Origin of the sequence: Streptosporangium jomthongense (assembly GCF_042650425.1) — a bacterium.
Classification (GTDB): domain Bacteria; phylum Actinomycetota; class Actinomycetes; order Streptosporangiales; family Streptosporangiaceae; genus Streptosporangium.
In genome coordinates this window covers 54,727-76,123 of sequence record NZ_JBHSBC010000003.1, presented here as the reverse complement: position 1 = coordinate 76,123, position 21,397 = coordinate 54,727, and the positions used below count along the sequence as shown (strand labels likewise).

The 21,397-nt window shown below is 71.6% G+C and carries 18 protein-coding genes and 1 pseudogene; 12 read left to right on the top strand and 7 right to left on the bottom strand.

Annotated features, from left to right (window positions below; all coding sequences use genetic code 11):
- Nucleotides 1-72 precede the first annotated feature (72 nt).
- On the top strand, nt 73-519 hold the full coding sequence (locus ACFOYY_RS04855) for a cytidine deaminase (RefSeq protein WP_352015692.1): 447 nt from the start codon (nt 73-75) through the stop codon (nt 517-519).
- Nucleotides 520-523: 4 nt separating this feature from the next.
- On the opposite strand, the gene ACFOYY_RS04850 is transcribed toward ACFOYY_RS04855, so the two are convergent.
- Nucleotides 524-1,216: an ankyrin repeat domain-containing protein gene (locus ACFOYY_RS04850; protein ID WP_386188177.1), complete on the bottom strand. Its 693-nt coding sequence runs from the start codon at nt 1,214-1,216 to the stop codon at nt 524-526.
- 138 nt (nt 1,217-1,354) lie between these two features.
- Nucleotides 1,355-1,900 (bottom strand): GlcG/HbpS family heme-binding protein, encoded by a 546-nt coding sequence (locus tag ACFOYY_RS04845; RefSeq protein WP_386188175.1) that lies wholly within the window; start codon nt 1,898-1,900, stop codon nt 1,355-1,357.
- A gap of 201 nt (nt 1,901-2,101) precedes the next feature.
- Here ACFOYY_RS04845 and ACFOYY_RS04840 point away from each other — a divergent pair, with 201 nt between their 5' ends.
- Both ACFOYY_RS04840 and ACFOYY_RS04835 read left to right on the top strand, forming a co-directional pair.
- Nucleotides 2,102-3,337, top strand: coding sequence for a sensor histidine kinase (locus ACFOYY_RS04840; protein ID WP_386188173.1), 1,236 nt, complete (start codon nt 2,102-2,104; stop codon nt 3,335-3,337).
- Nucleotides 3,270-3,893 (top strand): response regulator transcription factor, encoded by a 624-nt coding sequence (locus ACFOYY_RS04835; protein WP_352015688.1) that lies wholly within the window; start codon nt 3,270-3,272, stop codon nt 3,891-3,893. The genes ACFOYY_RS04840 and ACFOYY_RS04835 overlap by 68 nt, the downstream gene beginning before the upstream one ends.
- Nucleotides 3,894-3,899: 6 nt before the next feature.
- Here ACFOYY_RS04835 and ACFOYY_RS04830 read toward each other — a convergent pair whose 3' ends face one another.
- Nucleotides 3,900-4,568: a FadR/GntR family transcriptional regulator gene (locus ACFOYY_RS04830; protein WP_352015687.1), complete on the bottom strand. Its 669-nt coding sequence runs from the start codon at nt 4,566-4,568 to the stop codon at nt 3,900-3,902.
- Nucleotides 4,569-4,647: 79 nt separating this feature from the next.
- Between ACFOYY_RS04830 and ACFOYY_RS04825 the strand changes: the two genes are divergently transcribed.
- From ACFOYY_RS04825 to ACFOYY_RS04800, 6 genes are all read left to right on the top strand, one after another.
- Nucleotides 4,648-5,778 (top strand): amidohydrolase family protein, encoded by a 1,131-nt coding sequence (locus ACFOYY_RS04825; RefSeq protein WP_386188170.1) that lies wholly within the window; start codon nt 4,648-4,650, stop codon nt 5,776-5,778.
- The gene (locus ACFOYY_RS04820) at nt 5,775-7,034 is read left to right on the top strand and encodes a DUF6986 family protein (RefSeq protein ID WP_386188168.1); all 1,260 of its coding nucleotides are present in this window, start codon (nt 5,775-5,777) and stop codon (nt 7,032-7,034) included. Before ACFOYY_RS04825 ends, ACFOYY_RS04820 begins: the two co-directional genes overlap by 4 nt.
- A complete protein-coding gene (locus ACFOYY_RS04815; protein WP_386188165.1) occupies nt 7,022-7,756 on the top strand; it encodes an aspartate/glutamate racemase family protein in 735 nt (244 codons plus the stop codon). Before ACFOYY_RS04820 ends, ACFOYY_RS04815 begins: the two co-directional genes overlap by 13 nt.
- Entirely contained in the window at nt 7,756-9,096 is a 1,341-nt protein-coding gene (gene allB / locus ACFOYY_RS04810) for an allantoinase AllB (protein WP_386188163.1), read from the top strand. Before ACFOYY_RS04815 ends, allB begins: the two co-directional genes overlap by 1 nt.
- Nucleotides 9,093-10,196: an allantoicase gene (gene alc, locus ACFOYY_RS04805; RefSeq protein ID WP_386188161.1), complete on the top strand. Its 1,104-nt coding sequence runs from the start codon at nt 9,093-9,095 to the stop codon at nt 10,194-10,196. Before allB ends, alc begins: the two co-directional genes overlap by 4 nt.
- A 438-nt stretch (nt 10,197-10,634) precedes the next feature.
- Nucleotides 10,635-12,014: a glutamine synthetase gene (locus tag ACFOYY_RS04800; protein ID WP_386188159.1), complete on the top strand. Its 1,380-nt coding sequence runs from the start codon at nt 10,635-10,637 to the stop codon at nt 12,012-12,014.
- Between the two features lie 99 nt (nt 12,015-12,113).
- Here the strand turns inward: ACFOYY_RS04800 and ACFOYY_RS04795 are convergent, their stop codons facing one another.
- Nucleotides 12,114-13,463, bottom strand: coding sequence for a hypothetical protein (locus tag ACFOYY_RS04795; protein WP_386188157.1), 1,350 nt, complete (start codon nt 13,461-13,463; stop codon nt 12,114-12,116).
- A 630-nt stretch (nt 13,464-14,093) separates the two neighbouring features.
- Between ACFOYY_RS04795 and ACFOYY_RS04790 the strand changes: the two genes are divergently transcribed.
- Nucleotides 14,094-14,690, top strand: coding sequence for a DUF6230 family protein (locus ACFOYY_RS04790; RefSeq protein ID WP_386188155.1), 597 nt, complete (start codon nt 14,094-14,096; stop codon nt 14,688-14,690).
- A pseudogene (locus tag ACFOYY_RS04785) lies at nt 14,681-15,034 on the top strand (DUF6114 domain-containing protein); the annotation flags it as partial. The gene ACFOYY_RS04790 and the pseudogene ACFOYY_RS04785, both read left to right, overlap by 10 nt.
- A gap of 120 nt (nt 15,035-15,154) precedes the next feature.
- Here the strand turns inward: ACFOYY_RS04785 and ACFOYY_RS04780 are convergent.
- The gene (locus ACFOYY_RS04780) at nt 15,155-16,966 is read right to left on the bottom strand and encodes an alkyl/aryl-sulfatase (protein WP_386188152.1); all 1,812 of its coding nucleotides are present in this window, start codon (nt 16,964-16,966) and stop codon (nt 15,155-15,157) included.
- Nucleotides 16,967-17,326: 360 nt separating this feature from the next.
- Between ACFOYY_RS04780 and ACFOYY_RS04775 the strand changes: the two genes are divergently transcribed.
- Nucleotides 17,327-18,667 (top strand): aminotransferase class V-fold PLP-dependent enzyme, encoded by a 1,341-nt coding sequence (locus ACFOYY_RS04775; protein ID WP_386188150.1) that lies wholly within the window; start codon nt 17,327-17,329, stop codon nt 18,665-18,667.
- A gap of 44 nt (nt 18,668-18,711) precedes the next feature.
- On the opposite strand, the gene ACFOYY_RS04770 is transcribed toward ACFOYY_RS04775, so the two are convergent.
- Nucleotides 18,712-19,989 carry an MFS transporter gene (locus ACFOYY_RS04770; RefSeq protein WP_386188148.1) on the bottom strand — a complete coding sequence of 426 codons (1,278 nt, stop codon included), beginning with the start codon at nt 19,987-19,989 and terminating at the stop codon, nt 18,712-18,714.
- A complete protein-coding gene (locus ACFOYY_RS04765; RefSeq protein WP_386188146.1) occupies nt 19,986-21,302 on the bottom strand; it encodes a PLP-dependent cysteine synthase family protein in 1,317 nt (438 codons plus the stop codon). Before ACFOYY_RS04765 ends, ACFOYY_RS04770 begins: the two co-directional genes overlap by 4 nt.
- Between the last annotated feature and the right edge of the window lie 95 nt (nt 21,303-21,397).

Genomic DNA, 21,397 nt, shown 5'->3' with positions numbered 1-21,397 from the left:
GCGGGCCACGGGACGCCTCCCGTGGCCCGCGCCTCGTATCGTGGAGGCCTGTTCTACAACGGGAGACACCGGATGCGACTTGATCAAGCCCTTGTGGACGCGGCCGTCGCGCAGATGGAACGGCGCTGGCCCGCCGACGAACCGGGGGGCGCCGCGGCCGTCTACCTGGAGGACGGGCAGATCATCACCAGCGTCGGCCTGGACAACTTCAACGGCGGGGTTTCCCTGTGTCATGAGACCGGGGCCTTCTGCCAGGCCTACACGCTCAACAAGAGGATCACCGCCTCCGTGTGCGTCTTCCGGGAGTCCGCGCGGGACCGCGTCCTCTTTCTTCCTCCCTGTGGCGTCTGCCAGGAGCGCCTGGCCCTGTGGGGGCCCGACGTGCAGGTCGGTGTGCCCGACGACTCCAGCCCGGCGGGATGGGGCGTTCGCACCCTTCGCGAGGTGAACCCGTACTACTGGGCGCAGCAGTTCACCGAGGACGGCACCTGGCCCACCCTTGAGGCCCACTCCTCCTGAGCCGTCAGTGCGCTCCGGCGGCGCGGAGCAGGCCGGCCACCGCGGTCTGCCTCCTGGAGACCGCGTGGGCGAGTGGGGTGACGCCCTCGCGGTCACCGAGGTCGACGTCGGCGCCCGCCGCGATGAGCAGGCGGACGATCTCCTGGTAGGGCCGGCCGCCGTCGCCGAGGATGATCGCCTCAAGCAGGCCGGTCCAGCCGAGGTCGTTGACGTGATCGACCTTGATGCCGGTCTTCAGCACCTCCCGGACGTAGTCCACGTGCCCACGCTCACAGGCGGGGATCAGGGAGACGCCCCCGTAGCGGTTGCGTATGGTCAGGTCGGGCCTGCCGGGCAGAAGGGCCCTGAGCATCGCGACGCTTCCGGTCACGCCCGTGACCAGCCAGGGGGTGTCGTGCCTGGAGTCCAGCGCGTTCGGGTCCGCGCCGGCCGCGATCAGCAGTTCGGCGACCTCCACGTGGTCGCCCGCCACGGCGAGCAGCAGTGCCGTACGGCGGAGCCCGTCGCGGGCCCCGACGTCGGCCCCGGAGGTGAGCGCGTCCCGGACACCCGCGACGTCGCCTCGCGCGGCGCGCGTCAGCAGTTCCTCGTTGAGCACCTTCTCCCCTTTCACCGTGCGACTCACCGTACGGCCGCCGCAGGCAGCGGCCAGCAGGCCGAGTCCGGAGAGCAGGATCGCCCGGCGCCTCATCCACATCGTCCCTCTCCCCTGCTTCCGATACCCGGTCTCCCGACCTCCGGCCTCCCGGATCCCTGACCTCCTGGTCCCCTGCCTCGACTCCCGGCCACCGACGACGTCCGGCCCGGCGGGACGGGGCCCGGCGGGACGGGTCGGTCAGCGGAGCCGACCGGCGACGGCCTTGAGGCCCTCCTGGGCGATGGCCTCGTCGATGTCGCCGCTCGGCGCGCCGCCGACACCGACGCCCGCGACGGGCGCGCCGCCGGAGACCACGGGAACACCGCCGCCGAGGAAGAGAGTGCCCGGAATGTCGGCGATGTTCGGGCCGCCGCCGGTCACGCCCTTGCCAAGCTCACTTGTCGTCTTACCGAAGGAGACCGCGGTGAAGGCCTTGCGCCGCGCCGACTCCTCGGTCTGCGGGCCCGCGCCGTCGCCCTTCAGCACCAGACGGGTCACGCCGGACCGGTCGACGATCACCACCGTGACACGCTGCTTCCGCCTGGCGGCCTCCTTCATCGCGGCGTCGGCGATCGTCAGGGCGGCGTCGGCGGAGAGCACGTCGGTCTGCACGACGGCCTGCCCGTTCTTGGCGGGGGCGGCCTGCGCGGGGGAGGCGGCGGCGAAACCGAGGGTGCCCGCCATGATGGCGAGCCCCGCGAGGGAGCCGACGACCAGGCGGGGACGCGCGGAACGGACTGTCATTGGTTTCTCCAGGTGCGGGTCGGTGGAACCTTGCACACCCAAGGCTTCCGGAGACGGCGTTCCCGGCCATCGCAAGCATGGGCGGTTCCCGGACGCCGAAGGGTCGAGGGAGAAGTCAACCGATCGGTTGACGCGTGGCCGTACCGCTCGGGCCGATCCTCGCCAGGGGATAACGTCGAGAAAGACCAGACAAGGAGGGTGATGAGGGAACGTATCTGGCTCAACTGGGCCATGCACGCGGGGTTCTACCTGCTGCTCGCCGCCTCCGCCCTACGGCTGGTGTCCCGGCACGACATGGGGACGCGGACCGTCGCCTCGCTGGTCGTCGGCGGTCTCCTGGCCCTGACCTACACGGCGGGCGTCGTCCTCTGGAACCGCCTCGGACGCGGGCGCGTCGTCTGGCTGGCGGGAGTGGCGGCGGTCTGGCTCGTGCTCGTGGTGCTCGCGCCGTCGTTCAGCTGGTGCGCGGTCCCCCTGCTCTTCCTGTGCCTGCGGTCGCTGAACGCGCGTGGTTTCGCGGTGGCCGCGGCCGCCCTCACACTGGTCGTGATCGCGGCCCAGCTCAAGATCGCGCGGGAGTTCGATCTCAGCCTGATCCTCGCGCCGATCGGCATCGCCGCCATGACCGCGGTGATCTTCTGGGAGCTCCAGCGGGAGAGCGCCGCCCGGCAGCTCCTCATCGACGACCTGATCAGCACCCGGGGAACGCTGGCCGACTCCCGGCACCGTACCGGCGTCCTGGAGGAGCGCGAGCGGCTGGCCAGGGAGATCCACGACACCCTCGCCCAGGGGCTCACCAGCATGGGCATCCTTCTGCAGGCCGCCGACCGCATGTGGGCCTCCGACCCCGAACTGGCCCGCGCCCACGTACGGCGGGCGGCGGCAGCGGCCGCGGAGAACCTCGACGAGGCCCGGCGCTTCGTCCGCGACCTCCAGCCCCCGGGCCTGGTCGAGGCCTCGCTGCCCGAGGCCCTGGCCAGGCTCTGCGCGGACACCGGGAACGGCACCGGGCCTGACGTGCGTTTCCGTCAGGAGGGCGAGCAGCACCCGCTGGAGCCCGAGGTGCAGGCGGCGTTGCTGCGGGTGGCGCAGGGGGCGCTGGCCAACGTCCGCGACCACTCCCGCGCGGGCACTGCCATGGTGACCCTGTCCTACCTCGACGGTGAGGTCACGCTGGACGTCTTCGACGACGGCGCCGGGTTCGACGCCCCGGCCCCCGCGCCGGGCCGGGGATACGGCCTGCGGGCGATGCGCGACAGGATGGCGGAGGTGAACGGCGTCCTGGTCGTCGAGAGCGTCCCCGGCGAGGGAACGGGGATCGCGGCCACGGTCCCGACCGGCGCGCGGCACGAGACGGGGAGGAGGAGCGATGAGGCTGTTTCTGGTCGACGACCATCCGGTGGTCCGGGCGGGGCTGGTGGCGCTGCTCGGCGGTGAGCCCGACATGGAGGTCGTCGGCGAGGCCGCCGGTGGGGACGAGGCACTGCGGGGTGTCGCCTCAAGCTCCCCGGACGTCGTGCTCATGGACCTGCAGCTCGGCGACGGCGTCGACGGGGTCGAGGCCACCCGGCGGATCCGGGAGCTGCCCACTCCGCCGCAGGTCCTGGTGCTGACGACGTACGAGACCGACGCGGACATCATGCGGGCCGTCGACGCCGGGGCCACCGGTTACCTGCTCAAGGCGTGTCCGCCGGAGGAGCTGTTCCAGGGCATCAGGGCCGCGGCCAAGGGCGAGTCGGTGCTGTCCGCCAAGGTCGCGGCCCGGATGATGAGGCGGATGCGCGACCCCGGCCCGGCGCTGAGCGCCCGGGAGGTGGAGATCCTGGAGCTGCTGGCGAGCGGCGCGGGCAACCGGGAGATCGCCAGGCGGCTCTTCATCACCGAGGCGACGGTCAAGACCCACCTGGTGCACATCTACGGCAAGCTCGGCGTGGACACGCGTACGGCCGCGGTGACCGCCGCCGTCGAGCGGCGCCTGATCAGGCTCCCCTGAGGCGCTTCAGAGATCGTTCTCCTGCTCGTTGAGGATGGCGAGCGCGATCGTGACCGCGCCCGCCGCGTCGCCCGCCTCGATCGCCCGGTACAGGTCCCGGTGGGTGGAGTCGGCGTCGAGCACGGCGTGTTCCATGCACTGGTCGCGGCGGACCGTTTCGCGCACCGCCTCGCTCATGCCCCGGTACAGGTCCAGCAGCACGGGGTTGTGCGAGGCCGCGGCGACGGCCAGGTGGAAGTCAACGTCGGCGTCGGCGAACGCGTCGAGGTCGGCGGCCTCGTGGGCGGCGGTGCGCCGTTCCAGCGTCTCCCGCAGCGCGTCGAGGTCGGCCGGTTCGCGTCGTTCGGCGGCGAGCCTGGCCGCCACGAGGTCCAGGCCGCGCCGTACGTCGATGATGTCCATGGTGGCCGCGCGGTCCAGGCGGCGCCTGAGGGCGACCTCGTTCTCGTCGGTCGCGGTGACGTAGGTTCCGTCGCCCTGACGGGTGGCGAGCAGACCGGCGTGGACGAGGACGCGGACGGCCTCGCGCACCGAGAGCCTGCTCACGCCCAGGGTCTCGGCCAGCCGCCCCTCTGTGGGGATCTTGGTGCCGACCGGCCAGACGCCGTTCGCGATCTCCTGGCGGAGCTCGTGGATGGCGGAGTCGACGAGGGAGGTCCGGCCCACGTGGCGCATTCTTCCTCTGCTTCTCTAATCATCTGATGTCTGATAATTCTAGGACACTGTCGCCCTCAGGTTAAGGGGATCAGCCGGTATGGCTCAGATTCTGTTCACCCATGTCCGCCCCCACGACGTCCTGGTCGAGGACGGTCGCGTCGTCCCCCTCGAACGCAGAACCGAGGACTGCGAGGTGGTGGACTGCGGCGGGCTGCTCGCCCTGCCCGCCCCGGTCGACGCGCACATCCACCCCGACAAGACCACCTGGGGGCAGCCCTGGCTGAGCCGTACCCCGGCCGGGACGCTGCGTGACCTGATCGAGGGCGACGTCGCGGCACGGGCCGGGATGACCGCGCCGGTCGCCGAGCGGGCCGGGGCGCTCATGGACAGCGCGATCGCCCGTGGCACCCGGGCGTGGCGGGCGCACGTGGACGTCGCCCCGGTGTACGGGCTGAGCAACGTGCACGGCGTGCGGGAGGCCGCCCAGGCGCGCGGGGACCTGCTGGACGTGCAGATCGTCGCCTTCCCCCAGCTCGGCCTGCTCACGGCGCCGGGGACGGCGGAGCTGATGGAGCGGTCACTGCGGGAGGGCGCCGACATCGTCGGCGGGCTCGACCCCGTGGGCGTCGACGGCGACCTGCACGGCCACCTCGACCTGCTGTACGGCATGGCCGAGCGGCACGCCGTACCCGTCGACATCCACCTGCACGACCGCGGCGAGGAGGGTGTCGCGCAGGTGGTCGAGATCGCCCGCAGGGCGAGGTCCAGCGGGGTGCCGACCACAATCAGCCACGCCTTCTGCCTGGAGGGCCGCGAGGACCTCGCCGAGACGCTGTTCGAAGCAGGAGTCTCATTGACCACCTGCGCGCTCGGCGCGTCCCCGATCCCGCCCGTCGGGCCGCTGCGCGAGGCCGGGGTGCCGGTCGGCCTCGGATCCGACGGGGTGCGGGACCCGTGGACGCCGTTCGGCGACGGCGACATGATCAACCGTGCGCACCTGCTCGCCTACCGCACCGACGCCCGTACCGACGAGGAACTGGCCGCGTGCTACGAGGTCGCGGCGCACGGGGGCGCCGCCCTGCTCGGTCTCGAACCGGTCAGGTTCCAGCCCGGCGACCCCGCCACCTTCGTCCTGGTCCGCGCCGAGTCCATGGCCCAGGCCGTGGTGGACCGGCCGACTCCTCAGGTCGTCGTCCGTGACGGCCGGGTCATCCAGGCCGGATCGTGAACGGCCCCGACCTCACCACCGGCCTCGCCGCCGAGCTTTCCGCCGAGCTGGATGTCCGGCTGGCGGCGGCGGACGAACGGCTGCGCACGGCCTACCCCGGCGAGCCGACCGGCAGGCAGCCGGTGCACACCGTCTACGTCCCGGCCGACCGCTACACCCCGGACACCGTACGGACGTGGGGCGAGCAGGCCCGGACGGCGCTGGCCGCGCACGGCCGGACCGCCGAGGAGTTCGCCGACGCGCTCGGCCTGCCGCCGGGGACGGCGGCGGAGGTGTACGACCTGGTCCTGGCCAAGCTGGAGCGCGAACCGGTCGAGGACCTGAGGATCGACTTCGAGGACGGTTACGGCGACCGCCCGGACGCCGAGGAGGACGCGGCCGCCCGGACCGCCGCCAAGGCCCTCGCCTCCGGTGAAGGCACGCCCTTCTGCGGAATCCGGTTCAAGAGCTTCGAGGCGCCGACCCGGCGGCGCGGCCTGCGCACCCTGGCGATCTTCCTGGAGGCCCTCGGCCCGCCGCCCGGCGGCTTCGTCGTCACGCTCCCGAAGGTGACCTCCGTCGAACAGGTGGAGGCGATGACGCTGACCGCCGAACGGCTGGAGGCCGCCCACGGGCTGCCGCACGGGAGCCTGCGGTTCGAGATCCAGGTGGAGACACCACAGGCGATCATGGGCGTGGACGGCGTCTCGCCGCTGGCGCCGATGATCCACGCCTCGGCCGGGCGCTGCACGGGCCTGCACTACGGCACCTACGACTACTCGGCGGCACTCGGGGTCTCGGCCGCCCACCAGAGCGTGGAGCACCCGGTCGCCGACCACGCCAAGGCCGTCATGCGGGTCGCCGCCGCGGGCACCGGCGTACGCGTCTGCGACGGCTCGACCAACGTGCTCCCGGTCGGCGACGGCGACACGGTCCGCGCCGCCTGGAGGCTGCACGCGCGCCTGGTACGGCGTGCCCTTGAGGACGGCGTCCACCAGGGCTGGGACCTGCATCCGGCCCAGTTGCCCAGCCGGTACGCCGCCGTCTACGCCTTCTTCAGGGAGGGGCTGCCAGGCGCGGCGGCCCGGCTGCGCGGCTATCTCGAACGCCGGGAGTCCGGCTTCCTCGACGAGCCCGCGACCGCCAGGGCGATGGCCGGGTTCCTCGCCCGGGGCCTCGACTGCGGCGCCGTCGGCGAGGCCGAACTGCGCGACCTCACCGGCGTCACCCCCGCCGAACTGCGGGCCGTACGAGGTGGGCCGTCATGCGCATCCTGATCGTGAACGTGAACACCACCCGGTCGATGACCGAGACGATCCGTGCCCAGGCGGCGGCGTACGCGTCGCCGGGCGTCGAGATCGTCGGCCTCACCCCGTCGTTCGGGCCCGAGTCGGTCGAGGGGAACTTCGAGAGCTACCTGGCCGCGGTCGCGGTGATGGACCGGGTCGTCCGGTACGCCGAGCCGTACGACGCGGTGATCCAGGCCGGGTACGGCGAGCACGGCCGCGAGGGGCTCCAGGAACTGCTCGACGTCCCCGTGGTGGACATCACCGAGGCCGCCGCGCAGGTCGCGATGCTGATCGGGCGCACCTACTCGGTCGTCACCACCCTCGACCGCGCCGTGCCGCAGATCGAGGACAGGCTGCGGCTCGCCGGGCTGACCGGCCGGTGCGCGTCGGTCCGGGCCGGCGGGCTTTCGGTCCTCGAACTCGACGAGGACCCCGGCCGGGCCGTCGGCGCGATCGTCGCCCAGGCCCGCAGGGCCGTCGAGGACGACCGGGCCGAGGTCATCTGCCTCGGATGCGGGGGGATGGCCGGTCTCGACCGGGAGATCACCGCCGCCACCGGGGTGCCGGTCGTGGACGGCGTCGCCGCCGCGGTCACCCTCGCCGAAGGGCTCGTCCGGCTCGGCCTCACCACGAGCAAGGTGCGAACCTACGCGAAACCGCGCCCCAAGACCGTGACCGGATGGCCGGTCCACACCGGGGGTGCCTCCTGATGGCCGGGCTTGACCTGCTGTTCCGTGCCCGTCGCGTCGTCACCCCCGCCGGGGAGAGGGCGTGCGGCGTCGGCGTGCGGAACGGGACGATCGTCGCGGTCGAACCGCCGGACACGGATCTCGACGCCGCCGAGGTCGTCGAACTCGGCGACGACGAGGTGCTGCTGCCCGGCCTCGTGGACAGCCACGTGCACGTGAACGACCCCGGCCGGGCCGAGTGGGAGGGGTTCGCGACCGCCACCCGGGCCGCCGCGGCCGGTGGCGTCACGACGATCGTCGACATGCCGCTGAACAGCCTCCCGCCGACCGTCGACACGGCCGCGTTGCGGGTGAAGCGGGAGGCCGCCGAGGGGCGGGTGCTCGTCGACGTCGGCCTCTGGGGCGGTGCCGTACCGGGCAACCTGCGTGAGCTGCGCGGACTCCACGACGCCGGGGTGTTCGGGTTCAAGTGTTTCCTGCTGCACTCCGGTGTGGAGGAGTTCCCCCACCTTGAGCCGGACGAGCTGGCGGACGCGCTCCGGGAGATCCGGACGTTCGACGCGCTGATGATCGTGCACGCCGAGGACCCGCACGTGATCGATCACGCCCCGGCGGCGCACGGCGCGAGCTACCGGGACTTCCTGCGCTCCCGGCCCCGTGGCGCGGAGAACCTCGCGATCGCACGCGTCATCGAACTGGCCCGCACGACCGGCTGCCGGGTGCACATCCTGCACCTGTCCAGCTCGGACGCGCTGCCGATGATCCGCTCGGCCCGGGACGACGGCGTCCGGATCACCGTGGAGACCTGCCCGCACTATCTGACGTTCACCGCGGAGGAGATCGCCGAGGGGGCCACCCAGTTCAAGTGCTGCCCGCCGATCCGCGAGGAGCCCAACCGCGAGTCGCTCTGGCGGGGTCTCGCCGACGGCACCGTCGACTGCGTGGTCTCCGACCACTCGCCGTGCACACCGGAGCTCAAGCGGTTCGACACCGGGGACTTCGGCGCGGCCTGGGGCGGCATCGCGTCGCTGCAGCTCGGCCTGCCCGCCGTGTGGACCGAGGCCAGGCGTCGCGGCCACACCCTGACCGACGTGGCGCGCTGGATGGCCGAGGGCCCCGCGAGGGTGGCCGGTCTGTCCCGCAAGGGCCGGATCGCCCCGGGCCACCAGGCCGACTTCTGCGTGTTCGCCCCCGACCAGGTGTTCACGGTCGACAGGGACCGGCTGCACCACCGCAACCCCGTCACGCCCTACCACGGCCGCGAGCTCACCGGCGTGGTCCGCGGCACCTGGCTGCGCGGCGTACGGATCGACATCGACGGCCCGCCGCGGGGCCAGCTGCTCAACCGAGGAGAGGCATGACCTTCACCCACCTTCCCGACCTGGCCTCACGCGCGCTGGCCGGCAGCGTCGTGTACGCCAACGACGAGTTGTTCGCCGAACGCGAGAACCTGATCAAGCCCGGTCCCTCGGTGTTCTCGACGGAGGACTTCGGCCACAAGGGCAAGGTGTACGACGGCTGGGAGACCCGGCGCCGCCGCGAACCGGGGAACGACCACGCGATCATCCGGCTCGGCGTCCCCGGCGTGGTGCGCGGCGTGGTGATCGACACCGCCTGGTTCAGGGGCAACTACCCGCCCTACGCCTCGGTCGAGGCGACCAGCGTCGAGGGGGCGCCGTCACCGGCCGAGCTCGAACAGGCGACCTGGGAGACGATCGTCGGCAGGAGCGCGATCGAGGGCGACGCCGAGAACGCCTTCGAGGTGACAGACCCACGACGCTGGACCCACGTCCGGCTGAGCATCTACCCCGACGGCGGGGTGGCCCGGTTCCGGGTGTACGGCGAGCCCGTGCCGGACCCCCGTCTCCTGGACGGCACGATCGACCTGGCCGCGCTGGAGAACGGCGGATCGGTGATCGACTGCTCGAACACCTTCTACTCCTCGCCGGTGCAACTGCTGCTGCCCGGCAGGGCCGCGACCATGGGCGACGGCTGGGAAAACGCCCGCCGTCGCGACGGCGGCAACGACCACGTGTCGATCAGGCTCGCGGCCCGGGGGCGGGTCCGCCGGGTGGAGATCGACACGTCGTACTTCGTCGGCAACGCGGCGGGCTGGGCCACGCTGAGAGGGACCGACGCCGATCGTCCCGGCGAGGACACCGAGTGGTTCGACCTGATCCCCAGGACCAGGCTGCAGCCGGACACGCGCCACTTCTTCCGCCCGGTCTCCGCCGCCCCCGTGACGCACGTCCGTCTCGACGTCTTCCCCGACGGCGGCCTGGCCAGGCTCAGGGTGCACGGCGAACTGACCGCCGACGCCCACCGGGCCGCCGTCCTCGACTGGCTCGCCCTGCTCCCCGAGGAACACGCCGTCCAGGTCCTCGGCGAGGCCGGTGTGCCCCGTCAGCCCGGCGAACTGCCTCCGGCGGTGCTCGCCGCGCTCATGGGAGAGTCCCGGTAGGAGCGCGCCTTCTTCGCCCGGTGGCGGCCGAGGGAAGCTCGTCGCCACGGGCCGGTCGGTGGCCTGGGTCGGACCGGCCACCGAGGCGCCCTCCGGCACCACGGCACCGGTGACCGGCCGCGGCCACCGTGACCGGCCGCGGTCGCCGTGATCGCCGTGATCGCCGTGATCGCCTGAACCGTGGCCTCCGAAGACCGGCCTCGCCTGCCGGAGTGGGACGGCCCCGGCTCCCGGTGCTCTCCCGGCGTGTATCCGGATCTTCGCCCTCGTCGCCGTGACCCCAGACGGTATCTTCGCCAGCGTGCCCCTCGACGCGAAGAACGCCCGCCCGGCACACCGGTTCCGGCCATCCCCGTCGCGCCCGGCCGTACCCTCCACGCCCCGGACCACGTCTCGCCGTGACCGCCTGACAACCACCGAACTCCCAAGGAGCGATCCATGGCACAGAACGTGACGACCGTCGATCTCCAGGCGAAGGCGGAGGCGTTGGCGAAGGAGGGCGTCGTCGGCATCACCATCGCCTGGGCGGACAACAACGGCATCACCCGCTCCCGTACGGTCCCGGTCGACCAGCTGGCGTCCGTGGCGGAACGCGGGGTCGGCGTCACCACGCTGTTCGCGGTTTTCGACTCCCACGACGGCATCACCTTCGGCCACCCGGGGCTCGCCACGCCGTCCGGCGACATCCGGCTGATCCCCGTCTCCGACCGGATCGTCCAGCTGGCCGGACAGCCCTCGTTCGCGTGGGTCCCCGGCAGGCAGGTCGCCGCCGACGGCTCCGCCTGGCCGTACGACCAGCGGGACGCGCTGGAGCGTCAGGTCGCCCGGGCGGCCGAACTCGGCCTGGAGTTCCGCGCGGGCTACGAGATGGAGTTCCACCTCAGCCACACCGAGCCGGGCCCCGGCGGGGGCACCCAGCTCGCCCTCCCCGGCCCGGCCTACGGCCCCCGCGTCCTGCTCGACGTCGACGGCTTCGCCGCCCAGCTCCTGGGTGACCTGCGGGACAACGGCGTGCGGGTCAACCAGTTCCACGCCGAGTACGGCCCGGCCCAGTACGAGCTCAGCATCGCGGCGGCCGACCCCGTCACCGCCGCGGACCAGCAGTTGCTCGCCCGGCAGACCATCCACGCCGCCGCGAGGGCGCACGGGCTGCGGGCGGGCTTCGCCCCCCTGATCACCGGCGCCGGGGTCGGCAACGGCTGGCACCTGCACACTTCGCTGTCCCGCGACGGGGTCAACCTGCTCTCCGGGGGCGACGGCCCGTACGGCCTGACCGCCGAGGGAGCCGCCTACCTGGCCGGTCTCCTACGCGACCTGCCGGCCATCACCGCCGTCACGGCGCCCAGCGTCCCCTCCCTGCACCGGCTCAGGCCCGGCTACTTCTCCAGCGCCTACACCTTCTGGGGGGTGGAGAACCGGGAGGCCGCCCTGCGGTTCGTCCCCGCCACCGAATTGCTCGGCGCCTCCCACGCCAACGTCGAGCTCAAGCCCTCCGACGCCTCCGCCAACCCCCATCTCGCCCTCGCCGTCGTCATCGCCTCCAGCCTGGCCGGGATCGCCGACGGTCTCACCCCGCCGGAGCCCGTCCAGGAGAACCCGGACACGTGGTCAGCGGAGCGCCGCGAAGCGGCGAACATCCACCGTCTTCCCGCCACCCCCGACGAACAGCGCGCGGCCCTGCTCGGCAACGACCGCGTCCGCGACGCCCTAGGCGAGGAACTCCTGGGTGCCTTCGCCGCAGTCCGCGCGGCCGACCAGGCCTGGGCCGAGGGCAAACCCCTCGAAGAAGTCATCACCGCCCACCTGTGGCGCTACTGACGTCGTGATCCCCGGCGGCGGGGTTCGAGGCCGGGATTCTCGGTGAGGACGCCGCCGACGGGCCGGCGAGTGCGCTCGCCGGCCCGGTCAGGCTGCTCCCTACAAGGGGTCGCTACACGGCTGGAAAAAGGTCCGGTCTCCGAAATGGTCGGCCCAGCCTTCGCCGACGTACCGATCCCACTTGTCCTTGTCGAGAATGAACCCGCTGGGGGCCGCGCCGCCTCGGCACAGGTCACGCAACGGGTCGCCGCTGATTTCCGCAAGGTTCCACCAGATCCCGCTCCCCTGATTTACGCCGACGAAAGCGGTCATTCCGTTCCGGCTCAACGCGACCGACCTGGCGAAACTGTCGACCCCGCCCAGCTGCGCGACCTTGAAGGGGTGGGACGGGTCGGTTATCTCCCACAGCGCGACAGAATAGATTCCCTGGCGGATCAGAACGGTGTGACGGTCCGAGACCGCCGACATCATGTCAACGGGACCCGTGCCCTGGGAGAACGCTCCTCGTTGAACGGGATCACCTCCGCTCGGCAGGTCCCACACGACTGCTCCGTCGCCCGTCCCCACCACCATCACGTCCCCTTCGGGCCCCAGCGCGACGCTTCTCCATTCAGCGGTGCCCGGCCGCCGAATGCTCGCCGTCTCTTTCGGTTTGGATGGATCCGTGATGTCCCACACCACGGCCCCGTCCTTGCCGACGATCACCGCGACCTTGTCGGTCGCGTCGACCCCAAGCCTCCCGGAGCCGGTCTTCTTGGAAGACAACGAGGCCACCTTGACCGGATGCGACCTGTCCGTGATGTCCAGCACCAGAACATGACCCACATCGGTCTCGGAGTCGGTTCGGTTGACCAGGGCGGTTCTGCCGTCCGGTGTGATGGTCAGACTTTCCACATCCCCCTCCGGCTGACCTCCTTCGAAGGTCGCCGAATGACGGGGCTTCTTTGGCTTCGTCAGATCCCAGATCTCCACCGGCGGGTCCCACACGTTCGCCGTGTCTATGAGTGCGACCTTTCCGTCGAGCGACAACGCCACCTCACCCGCCGCGGCGTCCTTCAGAAGGAAGCTCGCAGGCATGTACACCTCGTCCCTGACGGAACGCCTGTCGGGCAGCGGCCGGACACGCACTCCCCTCCCGTTGTCGCTCGTGAAAGCGAGTCGACCGTCGGCGCTCAACGCCGCCGCCCAGATATCGGCGCTTCCGGCCAACTGCTGCTGCCGGGTCGCCATGATGCCGTCCATCAGTGCGGCCCTGACGAGTGGATCGGGGTCCAGCCGCATCGCCGTGGCGCCGAGGATCAGGGAGAGCTCCGGGTTGTTCTCCCGGAGACTCACCCCGGCCAGCGCCACCCTGGAAGCCGCCGCGGAACGCTGACGCGCTCCCGAGCCGGCCGTGGTCACGCAGACCGACCCCGCGACCACGACGGACAGAATCGCGAAGGCGGTCACAGCGACGGTACGGCGGCTGCGCCTCATCATTGACGATCCGATCTCACGGCCTTCTCCTGTTCATTTCTCACCGCAGCTCTGAGAAGCCCGATGCGACCATTCGTTCCGAACATCGACCGCCTTTCCTGGATTTCAGGTACCGGCCTTCTTCCAATGTCCGTCACGAGATTCAACACGCCTTCCTGGAACAGCTGTTCACTTCGCGGGACCGACGGCTCGAATGGTCACCTCCAACCTGCCGCACAGTGGCGCTCCGCCGTGGCGGCCTTTCTCCATGGCATTCGGAACACACCGCGGCTCGATCGCCGCCGTAGCGGCCACCGCGGCCGGACAGAGGGGGGCATGTGGGTCCGGCGGCATTCCGGTGTCGCGATCCTGTGGGTTGGCGGGTACGGGCCGATCGGCAGGGGCGACCGCCTTCCCTGAGACAGCCCTCCGGCGTCCCTGGCCCGGTGTGGTTCAGAGATCTTTCCGGTCTTTGGAAAGGTTGTCCAGCTTCGGGTCATAGGTGGTGGGGGGTCCGGCGTGTGCGTCGACAGGCTCGGCGAATGCCGCTCATGATCTGAAACGGGTCGGGCCACGGCGTTCCGTGGTGAATCGCCGGCTCTTCCGGGGTGGTGAGGGGCGATCATGGCCGAGCAGGGGCGCGTGCGCTGGAGGCGCTTCCTCCTGATCCTCCTTCCCGTCGCGGCGGTGACGTCGCTGCTGGTCGGCGCCGTCGCCCAGGGGGTCGTCGGCGCCACGTTCGTCGTCTCAGGGCAGGCGTTCAAGCTCTTCACCGACGAGTTGCGCGGGCAGGACTTCACGTTGTCCGCCGGTGTGGTGCGCGACCGGGAGGGCCAGGCCATCCCGGTCATCGTGACCGGCGTACGGCGGGCGTTCGCCAAGGGCCTGTGCCAGAGCGCGCTGGTGCGGACCCCCGTGGGCACGGTGACCATCAGGATCACCGGCGGCCAGGACGGCAACGAGGTGACGATCGAGGACATGGTGATCGACACCGCGGCGGCCCGTGGCGCGGCCACGCTGCGGGGCGTCGAGCTGGGCCGCGACGCCTCCACCCTGAACGGGGTGCCCGCCGCCCGAGGCCCGGCGGGCACCTTCGGCGGCCAGAGCCGGACCTTCACCCTGCACGACGTACGGCTGAGCGCGCGGGCCGTCTCCGCCGCGACGCTGAGCCTGCCCGACCTCGGGCTGAAGATCCTGCGCGGCGAGCACGAATGCTTCTGACCCGCGAACCGCTTCTGACCCGCGAACGGAGGACCATGAGATCGTGGCGGCGCTCACGACCCTTCTGGGGCGGCCTGTTCATCGTGACGGCGGGCCTGGAGCTGCTGTCCGTCTCCCTGACGATCGACGCCCTGCCGGTGGCCGTCATGTTCGGCGCGGTGGGAGCGGGCTACCTGGTCGCGCTGGTCATGGTGCTCGCGGGAGTGCTCATCTGGTTGCAGCCCGGCCAGCGGGTCTTCCTCGGCCTGGTGAGCGTGGTGCTGTCCCTGGCCTCCTTCGTCTACTCCAACCTGGGCGGTTTCCTGGCCGGTATGGTCCTGGGCCTGCTGGGCGGCATGCTGGCGGCGGCCTGGGCCCCCGTCAACCGGCCCGCCGCCCGGCCGGGCGGTCAGACCGTCAGCCAGTCCGCCGACCGGGCGAACGGCCGGACCGTCAGCCATGCCGCCGACCGCTCGGGCGGCCTCTCAGGGGGTGACGATGGCGAAGTCCGGCGTGGACTCCTCCAGTACGGCGCCCAGCCTCCGCAGGACGGTGGCGTCCCCGTCATGGTCGATGCCGTCAAGACCGCCGGAGCCGCCCCCGACGATCAGGTCGAGCAGCCGCTGCCTGGTCAGCCGTAGCGTCAGGTCGGCGCTCTCCCCCGGCGACGTCCGCCGGTGGGTCAGCGCGCCGTTCGACATCGTGGTGCGGTGGTGTTCGTCCAGGTCGGTGAGGTGCCAGTCGATGGTGAACCGCTCGTTCCACGCCTTCGGGCCGTTGACGCGGATGGCCAGGGAGCCGAAGATCTGCTCGGCGGACAGCGCGCTGAGCATGTCCGGTGAGGTGGTGTCGGCCGTACCCGCCGAGGGGCCGTCGGCCAGTTCGGCGGCACCGGCCAGATAGAAGTTGCGCCAGGTGGCGTTCTCGGCGCCGTGCCCGAGGCGGGTGTAGACCTCGGCCAGGAGTTCGCGGGCCTCGGTGTTGTCCTCGTCGGCGAAGACGGCGTGGTTGAGCAGGGTCGCGGCGAAACGCAGGTCCCCCTCGCGCACGTAGCGGCGGGCGTGTGCGACGACGGCCGCGGCGCCGCCCAGGCACTCGACGTAGCGTCTGGCCTGCGGAACGGGCGGATGCTCCCACAGGTGGGCCGGGTTGCCGTCGAACCAGCCCAGGTAGCGCTGGTAGATCGCCTTGACGTTGTGGCTGACGGATCCGTAGTAGCCGTGGGTGTGCCAGGCCTGCTCCAAGGCGGGCGGCATCCGCATGGTCTCGGCGATCTCGACGCCGGTCAGGCCGTGGTTCATCAGCCGTACGGTCTGGTCGTGCAGGTAGGCGTACAGGTCACGCTGCTGCGACAGGAAGGCGACGATGTCGTCCCTGCCCCAGGTGGGCCAGTGGTGGGAGGCGAAGGCGACGTCGGCCTTGTCGGTGAACAGCGTGATCGCCTCGTCCAGGTAGCGGGCCCAGACCCGCGCGTCACGGACCTCGGCGCCGCGCAGGGTGAGCAGGTTGTGCAGGTTGTGGGTGGCGTTCTCGGCCATGCACAGGGCCCGCCGGTCGGGGAAGAGGAAGTTCATCTCCGCCGGGGCCTCGGTGCCCGGGGTGAGCTGGAAGACGATCCGTATCCCGTCGATCGTCTCCTCCTGCCCGGTGTGGGTGACGTCGACGGTGGGCGGGATGAGGGTGACCGTACCCGCCGAGGTGCCCATCCCCAGTCCGCAGCCGAGCTGGCCCTCGGCGGTGCGCGGCAGGAGCTGGCCGTACATGTACAGGGCCCGGCGGTTCATCGCGGTGCCCGCGTAGACGTTCTCCGAGACGGCGTGCTCCATGAAGCCGGCCGGGGCCAGGATCGGGATTCCCTCGCCGTCGGTCACACCGCGGGCTCCGCCGAAGTGGTCGACGTGGGAGTGGGTGTAGATCAGGCCGGTGACCGGCCGGTCGCCCCGGTGGTCCCGGTAGAGCCGCAACGCCGCCGCCGCGCACTCGGTGGAGATCAGCGGATCGATGACGACGACGCCGGTTTCGCCCTCCACGATCGTCATGTTCGACAGGTCCAGCCCGCGTACCTGGTAGACGCCCTCGGTCACCTCGAACAGCCCCTGTTTGACGCACAGCTGCGCCTGCCGCCACAGGCTCGGATGCGCGTCCTGCGGGCAGTCGCCGTCCAGGAAGGCGTAGACGTCGTTGTCCCAGACGACCTTCCCGTCGGCCCCCTTCACCAGGGCGGGGCTGAGTTTCGCGACGAAGCCACGGTCGGCGTTGTCGAAGTCGGCACGGTCATGAAAGGGAAGGTCTGCCATGAAACCGTGCTGCCCCCACCCCCTCCAACCAAAGGCCAGGAAAAACCCAAAAATCCCCTTATACGGCTTCGACACCGTCGCGACGACGGCTCGCGTCCAAGGCCGACGCCGCCGTGTCGGCGGTGCGATTCCGATCATGAGCGACTTCTCTTCGTAGCTGCTTCCAAACAAACAGTGCCCATGGTTGGAGTTCCATGACCGACCCGCCGCCGGAGCGGCGTCGCGGGCGACCGGCCGGACCTGGCCCGTGGGGCGTACGGCCCGCAGGCCCCGCGCCACGCCCGTACCGCGCGAATGCCCGGTCCCGGAGCCGGTCGGTCGCACAGTGTGATGACGAACCGGTCGGCGTGGAGGTGTTCGATGAACGTTTCGGGGAGCCTGTCGAGGCGGAGGATGGTGGCCGTGCTGGGGGCGCTGGCCGTACCTCTCACCGGTCGTGGGGGTGACGCGTCGGCCCTCGCCGGTCGGGGGAACGACACGCCGGTCCCGGTCGCACCGGCCGGTGTCACGCCTGAACAGGTCGCCCGGGACGAGGGTTTCTGGCGGTCGGTGGCACGGCAGTACCGGGTGAGCGACGACTTCGTGAACCTGGAGAACGGCTACTACGGGATCATGCCCGAGCCGGTGCGCCTGGCCTACCACCGGGCGACGGACCGGCTCAACGAGTACAGCTCCCACCTGCTGCGCACCACCTACAAGGACGAGGCGGAGCAGGTCAGGCGGCGGGTGGCGGCCGTGGTGGGGGTGGAGCCCGGGGAGATCGCCCTGACCCGGGGCGGTACGGAGGCCCTGCAGTTGCTGATCGCCGGGTATCGGCGGCTGCGGCCGGGCGACGCGGTGATGTACGCCGACCTGGACTACCACAGTGGGCGGTACGCCATGAACTGGCTACGGCAGCGGCGGGGGGTCCAGGTCGAACGGCTGACCATCCCGGAGCCCGCGACCCGGCAGGCGGTGCTCGACGCCTACGCCACGGCGTTGAAGGAGCACCCGCGGGTCAGGTTGCTGCTGCTCAGCCACATGAACAACATCACCGGCCTGGTGACACCGGTCGAGCGGATCGTCGCGATGGCGCGCGAGCGCGGCGTGGACGTGATCGTGGACGCCGCCCACTCCTGGGGGCATCTGGACTTCACGATGGCCGACCTGGGGGCCGACTTCGGGGTGTTCTCCCTGCACAAGTGGGTTGGAGCGCCGCTGGGCACGGGCTTCATCCACATCCGCGCGAGCCGTCTGGCCGACGTCGAACCGGCCTTCTGCGACGAGTCCTATCCCGCCGACGACATCCGTTCCCGGGTGCACTGCGGCACCCAGGACGTCGCCCCCGTCCTGACGGTCGGCGCCGCCCTGGACTTCCACGACCGGCTGGGCGCCGCGGTCAAGCAGGCGCGGCTGCGGTTCCTGCGGGACCGCTGGGTGAGCCAGGTGCTGGAGGTGCCCAACGTGGAGGTCCTCACCCCCGAGGAGGACGGCATGTACGGTGCCATCACCGCCTTCCGGATCGCCGGCCGTACGTCCGAGGCGGACAACGCCGCGATCACCACCGAGTTGATGGACCGGTACCGGATCTTCACGGTTCGTCGTGGCGGGCTGGTCGGGGGCGCCTGTGTGCGGGTGACCCCGGCGCTGTTCACCTCGCGGGACGAGGTGGACCTGCTGGCCGGAGCGGTGCGTGACCTGGCGCGCCGGATGGGGAGCTGAGCGCGGGGCGCGGGAGGCGCCCCCCGCGCCCCGCACCCGGCGCGTTACGCCGTGACGGCCTGGGCGGGCTGGGGCAGGCCCGCCGTACGGTCGAGGGCGGCGACGGCCGTGGCGCAGGCGAGACCGATCACCGTCAGGGCCAGCCACGACAGGGCGGGCAGGCCGAGGCGCGCGCCGACGTCCAGGGTCCATCCGGTGAGCAGGTTGCCGGTGGCGATGCCGATTCCGGCCAGGGTGCTGTAGAGGCCGTAGAAGGTGCCCACGGCGTGGTCACCGCCGAAGACCGCGATGGTCGTCATCTCGAACGGATAGATGATCATGGTGGCCACGCTCAGCAGGGCCGCCGTCGTCAGGGCCGGTGCCAGGGTGAACGCCCAGGCCACGGAGTCCGGTGGGACCGGCCCCTGCAGCCACAGGGTGCTCACGGCGACGGGCACGAAGGACAGGCCCATCAGGGCGAGACCCCTGGCGATGGCCTGGGGTGGCCGCCAGCGCGCCTGCGCCCAGGCGGTCAGCCTGGCCTGCAGGACGACGGTCAGCACCGCCGAGACCACGAAGACGCCGGTGACGCCGAGTTCGCTCGAACTCACCCTGCGGATCTCCAGCGGCAGCCCCAGATAGACCTGGAAGCCCAGCACGTAGGAACCGGTCATGGCCAGGGAGAACAGCAGGAAGGACCGGTTCGTCAGCACGGCGCGCCAGTCCTGCAGCACACCGGGCCGCCGCCGTTCGTCGTCGGGGCGGGACGGTGCCCGTGCGGGCAGGGCCCGCACCTGGGCGACGGTCAGGACGGCGAACATCGCCGCCGAGGTCAGGCACACCACGCTGAAGGCCATCGCGTCCAGCACCAGGCCGATCAGCGGCCCGATCAGGATGCCCAGCTGGTAGAAGGCGTTGAAGGCGGCGAAGGCCTCGACCTTTCGGGGCCCGGCCTCGGCGGCGAGGTAGGTGCGCACCGCCGGGTTGAACAACGCGCCCGCCAGCCCGACCAACCCCGAGGCGACCAGCAGCACCGGCAGGGAGTCGGCGACCCCCAGCAGGGCGAAGGCCACGGTGCGCAGGGCGCAACCGGCGACGATCAGGGGTTTGCAGCCCAGCCGGTCGGCCAGCGTTCCGCCGAGGAGGAACAGGCCCTGCTGGCTGAGGTTGCGCACGCCCAGGATCAGACCGACCAGCGCGGTGGGCAGGGCCAGGGTGGTCGACAGGTGCCCGGCGAGGTACGGCATCAGCATGTAGAAGCCGATGTTGATGGTGAGCTGGTTGACCAGCAGCAGCCGTATGGGACGCTCGAAGGAGCGGGTCAGGGCCAGGGTGCTCTTCACCTGCGGCCTCCCGAAACGGAACCTCCCGGCGCGGGGTCCCCCAGCGTGGGACTTCCCGGCTCAGGACCTTCCGGTGTGGGGCTTCCCGGCGGAAGGCCGCCCGGCGCGGGACCTCCCGGGACGGGGGCTTCCTGCGTGACGCCTCCCCGCGCGGAGTTCCCCCGCGCGGCGTCTCCCTGTACGGCGGGCACGACGCTCCCCTGTACGGCGGGCAGGCCCACGGGGTCGAGCACGTTCGCGCACCGGGTCCAGCGCGTCACCTCCCGCTCGGTCGGATGGCCGATCCGGTCGGGGTCGGCCGCCGGGGTACCGCACAGGCCGTGGGCCGCGCAGTAGTCGTCGTTGAAGACGGTCTCGGCGTAGCGGTGGGGGCCGTCGGGGAAGACGGCCGCGATCCGGGTGTGGCCGGGTGAGGTACGCGCCAGCCAGGAGGCCACCAGGGCCACCGCGCCGACGCTCCAGCCTCCGGTCGCGTACCGCATCGCGGCCAGGCGACGGCAGGCCCACACCGCCTCGGCCGGGGCGACCCAGTGGACCTCGCTGAAGGCCGCGTAGTCGACGTTGCGTGGATGGATGCTGCTGCCCAGGCCGCGCATGAAGCGGTGGCGGGCGGGCTGGCCGAAGATGGTCGAGCCGACGGAGTCGACGCCGACCAGGCGCAGGTCAGGGTGGAAACGCCGCAGCGCGCGGAAGGTTCCCGCGCTGTGGCCGCCGGTGCCGACCGCGCAGACCAGGACGTCGATCCGGCCAAGCTGCCCGGCCAGTTCGGTGGCCAGCGAGGTGTAGGCGGCGACGTTGTCGGGGTTGGCGTACTGGTCGGGACAGTAGGCGCCGGGAGACTCGGCCAGCAGTTCCCCGACCCGCAGGCGGCGGGCCTGCTGCCAGCCGCCCGCCGGGTGGGGCTCGGTGACGGTGACCACGCGGGCGCCGTAGGCGGCCAGCAGGTGCCGCATCGGCGCCTCCAGGCCCGGGTCGCTGACCAGGGTGACCGGGTGGCCGTGGACGATGCCCGCCAGGGCGAGTCCCAGCCCGAAGGTTCCGCTGGTGGATTCGACGATGGGCGCGCCGGGAGCCAGGTGCCCGCGCTCGCGGGCGCGCTCGACGATGTACAGGGCGGAGCGGTCCTTGATGCCGCCGGGGTTGCCTCCCTCCAGCTTGGCCCAGAATCCGCGGTCGGTGCCCGCGGCGATGTCCGGGATCCACAGGGTCGGCGTGTTACCGACCACGTGTTCGAGGGTGTGGCAGGTGCCGCCGGTGACCAACCGGCTGAGGACGGGGGTGATGGTCCGCGCTTCGCTGAGTGTGTCTGTCATGATCCGTTTCCCGTGGACGTGAGATGGTCGGCTGGTTCTCGGGCACGCCGAAGCCACGGCTCGGACCGGAAGGTGAGTCGTCGAAGGGCGCGCCC

Coding starts and splice junctions, on each gene's coding strand:
- ACFOYY_RS04855 (WP_352015692.1), top strand. CDS start 73: ATGCGACTTGATCAAGCCCTTGTGGACGCGGCCGTCGCGCAGATGGAA.
- ACFOYY_RS04850 (WP_386188177.1), bottom strand. CDS start 1,216: ATGTGGATGAGGCGCCGGGCGATCCTGCTCTCCGGACTCGGCCTGCTG.
- ACFOYY_RS04845 (WP_386188175.1), bottom strand. CDS start 1,900: ATGACAGTCCGTTCCGCGCGTCCCCGCCTGGTCGTCGGCTCCCTCGCG.
- ACFOYY_RS04840 (WP_386188173.1), top strand. CDS start 2,102: ATGAGGGAACGTATCTGGCTCAACTGGGCCATGCACGCGGGGTTCTAC.
- ACFOYY_RS04835 (WP_352015688.1), top strand. CDS start 3,270: ATGAGGCTGTTTCTGGTCGACGACCATCCGGTGGTCCGGGCGGGGCTG.
- ACFOYY_RS04830 (WP_352015687.1), bottom strand. CDS start 4,568: ATGCGCCACGTGGGCCGGACCTCCCTCGTCGACTCCGCCATCCACGAG.
- ACFOYY_RS04825 (WP_386188170.1), top strand. CDS start 4,648: ATGGCTCAGATTCTGTTCACCCATGTCCGCCCCCACGACGTCCTGGTC.
- ACFOYY_RS04815 (WP_386188165.1), top strand. CDS start 7,022: ATGCGCATCCTGATCGTGAACGTGAACACCACCCGGTCGATGACCGAG.
- allB (WP_386188163.1), top strand. CDS start 7,756: ATGGCCGGGCTTGACCTGCTGTTCCGTGCCCGTCGCGTCGTCACCCCC.
- alc (WP_386188161.1), top strand. CDS start 9,093: ATGACCTTCACCCACCTTCCCGACCTGGCCTCACGCGCGCTGGCCGGC.
- ACFOYY_RS04800 (WP_386188159.1), top strand. CDS start 10,635: ATGGCACAGAACGTGACGACCGTCGATCTCCAGGCGAAGGCGGAGGCG.
- ACFOYY_RS04790 (WP_386188155.1), top strand. CDS start 14,094: ATGGCCGAGCAGGGGCGCGTGCGCTGGAGGCGCTTCCTCCTGATCCTC.
- ACFOYY_RS04780 (WP_386188152.1), bottom strand. CDS start 16,966: ATGGCAGACCTTCCCTTTCATGACCGTGCCGACTTCGACAACGCCGAC.
- ACFOYY_RS04775 (WP_386188150.1), top strand. CDS start 17,327: ATGAACGTTTCGGGGAGCCTGTCGAGGCGGAGGATGGTGGCCGTGCTG.
- ACFOYY_RS04765 (WP_386188146.1), bottom strand. CDS start 21,302: ATGACAGACACACTCAGCGAAGCGCGGACCATCACCCCCGTCCTCAGC.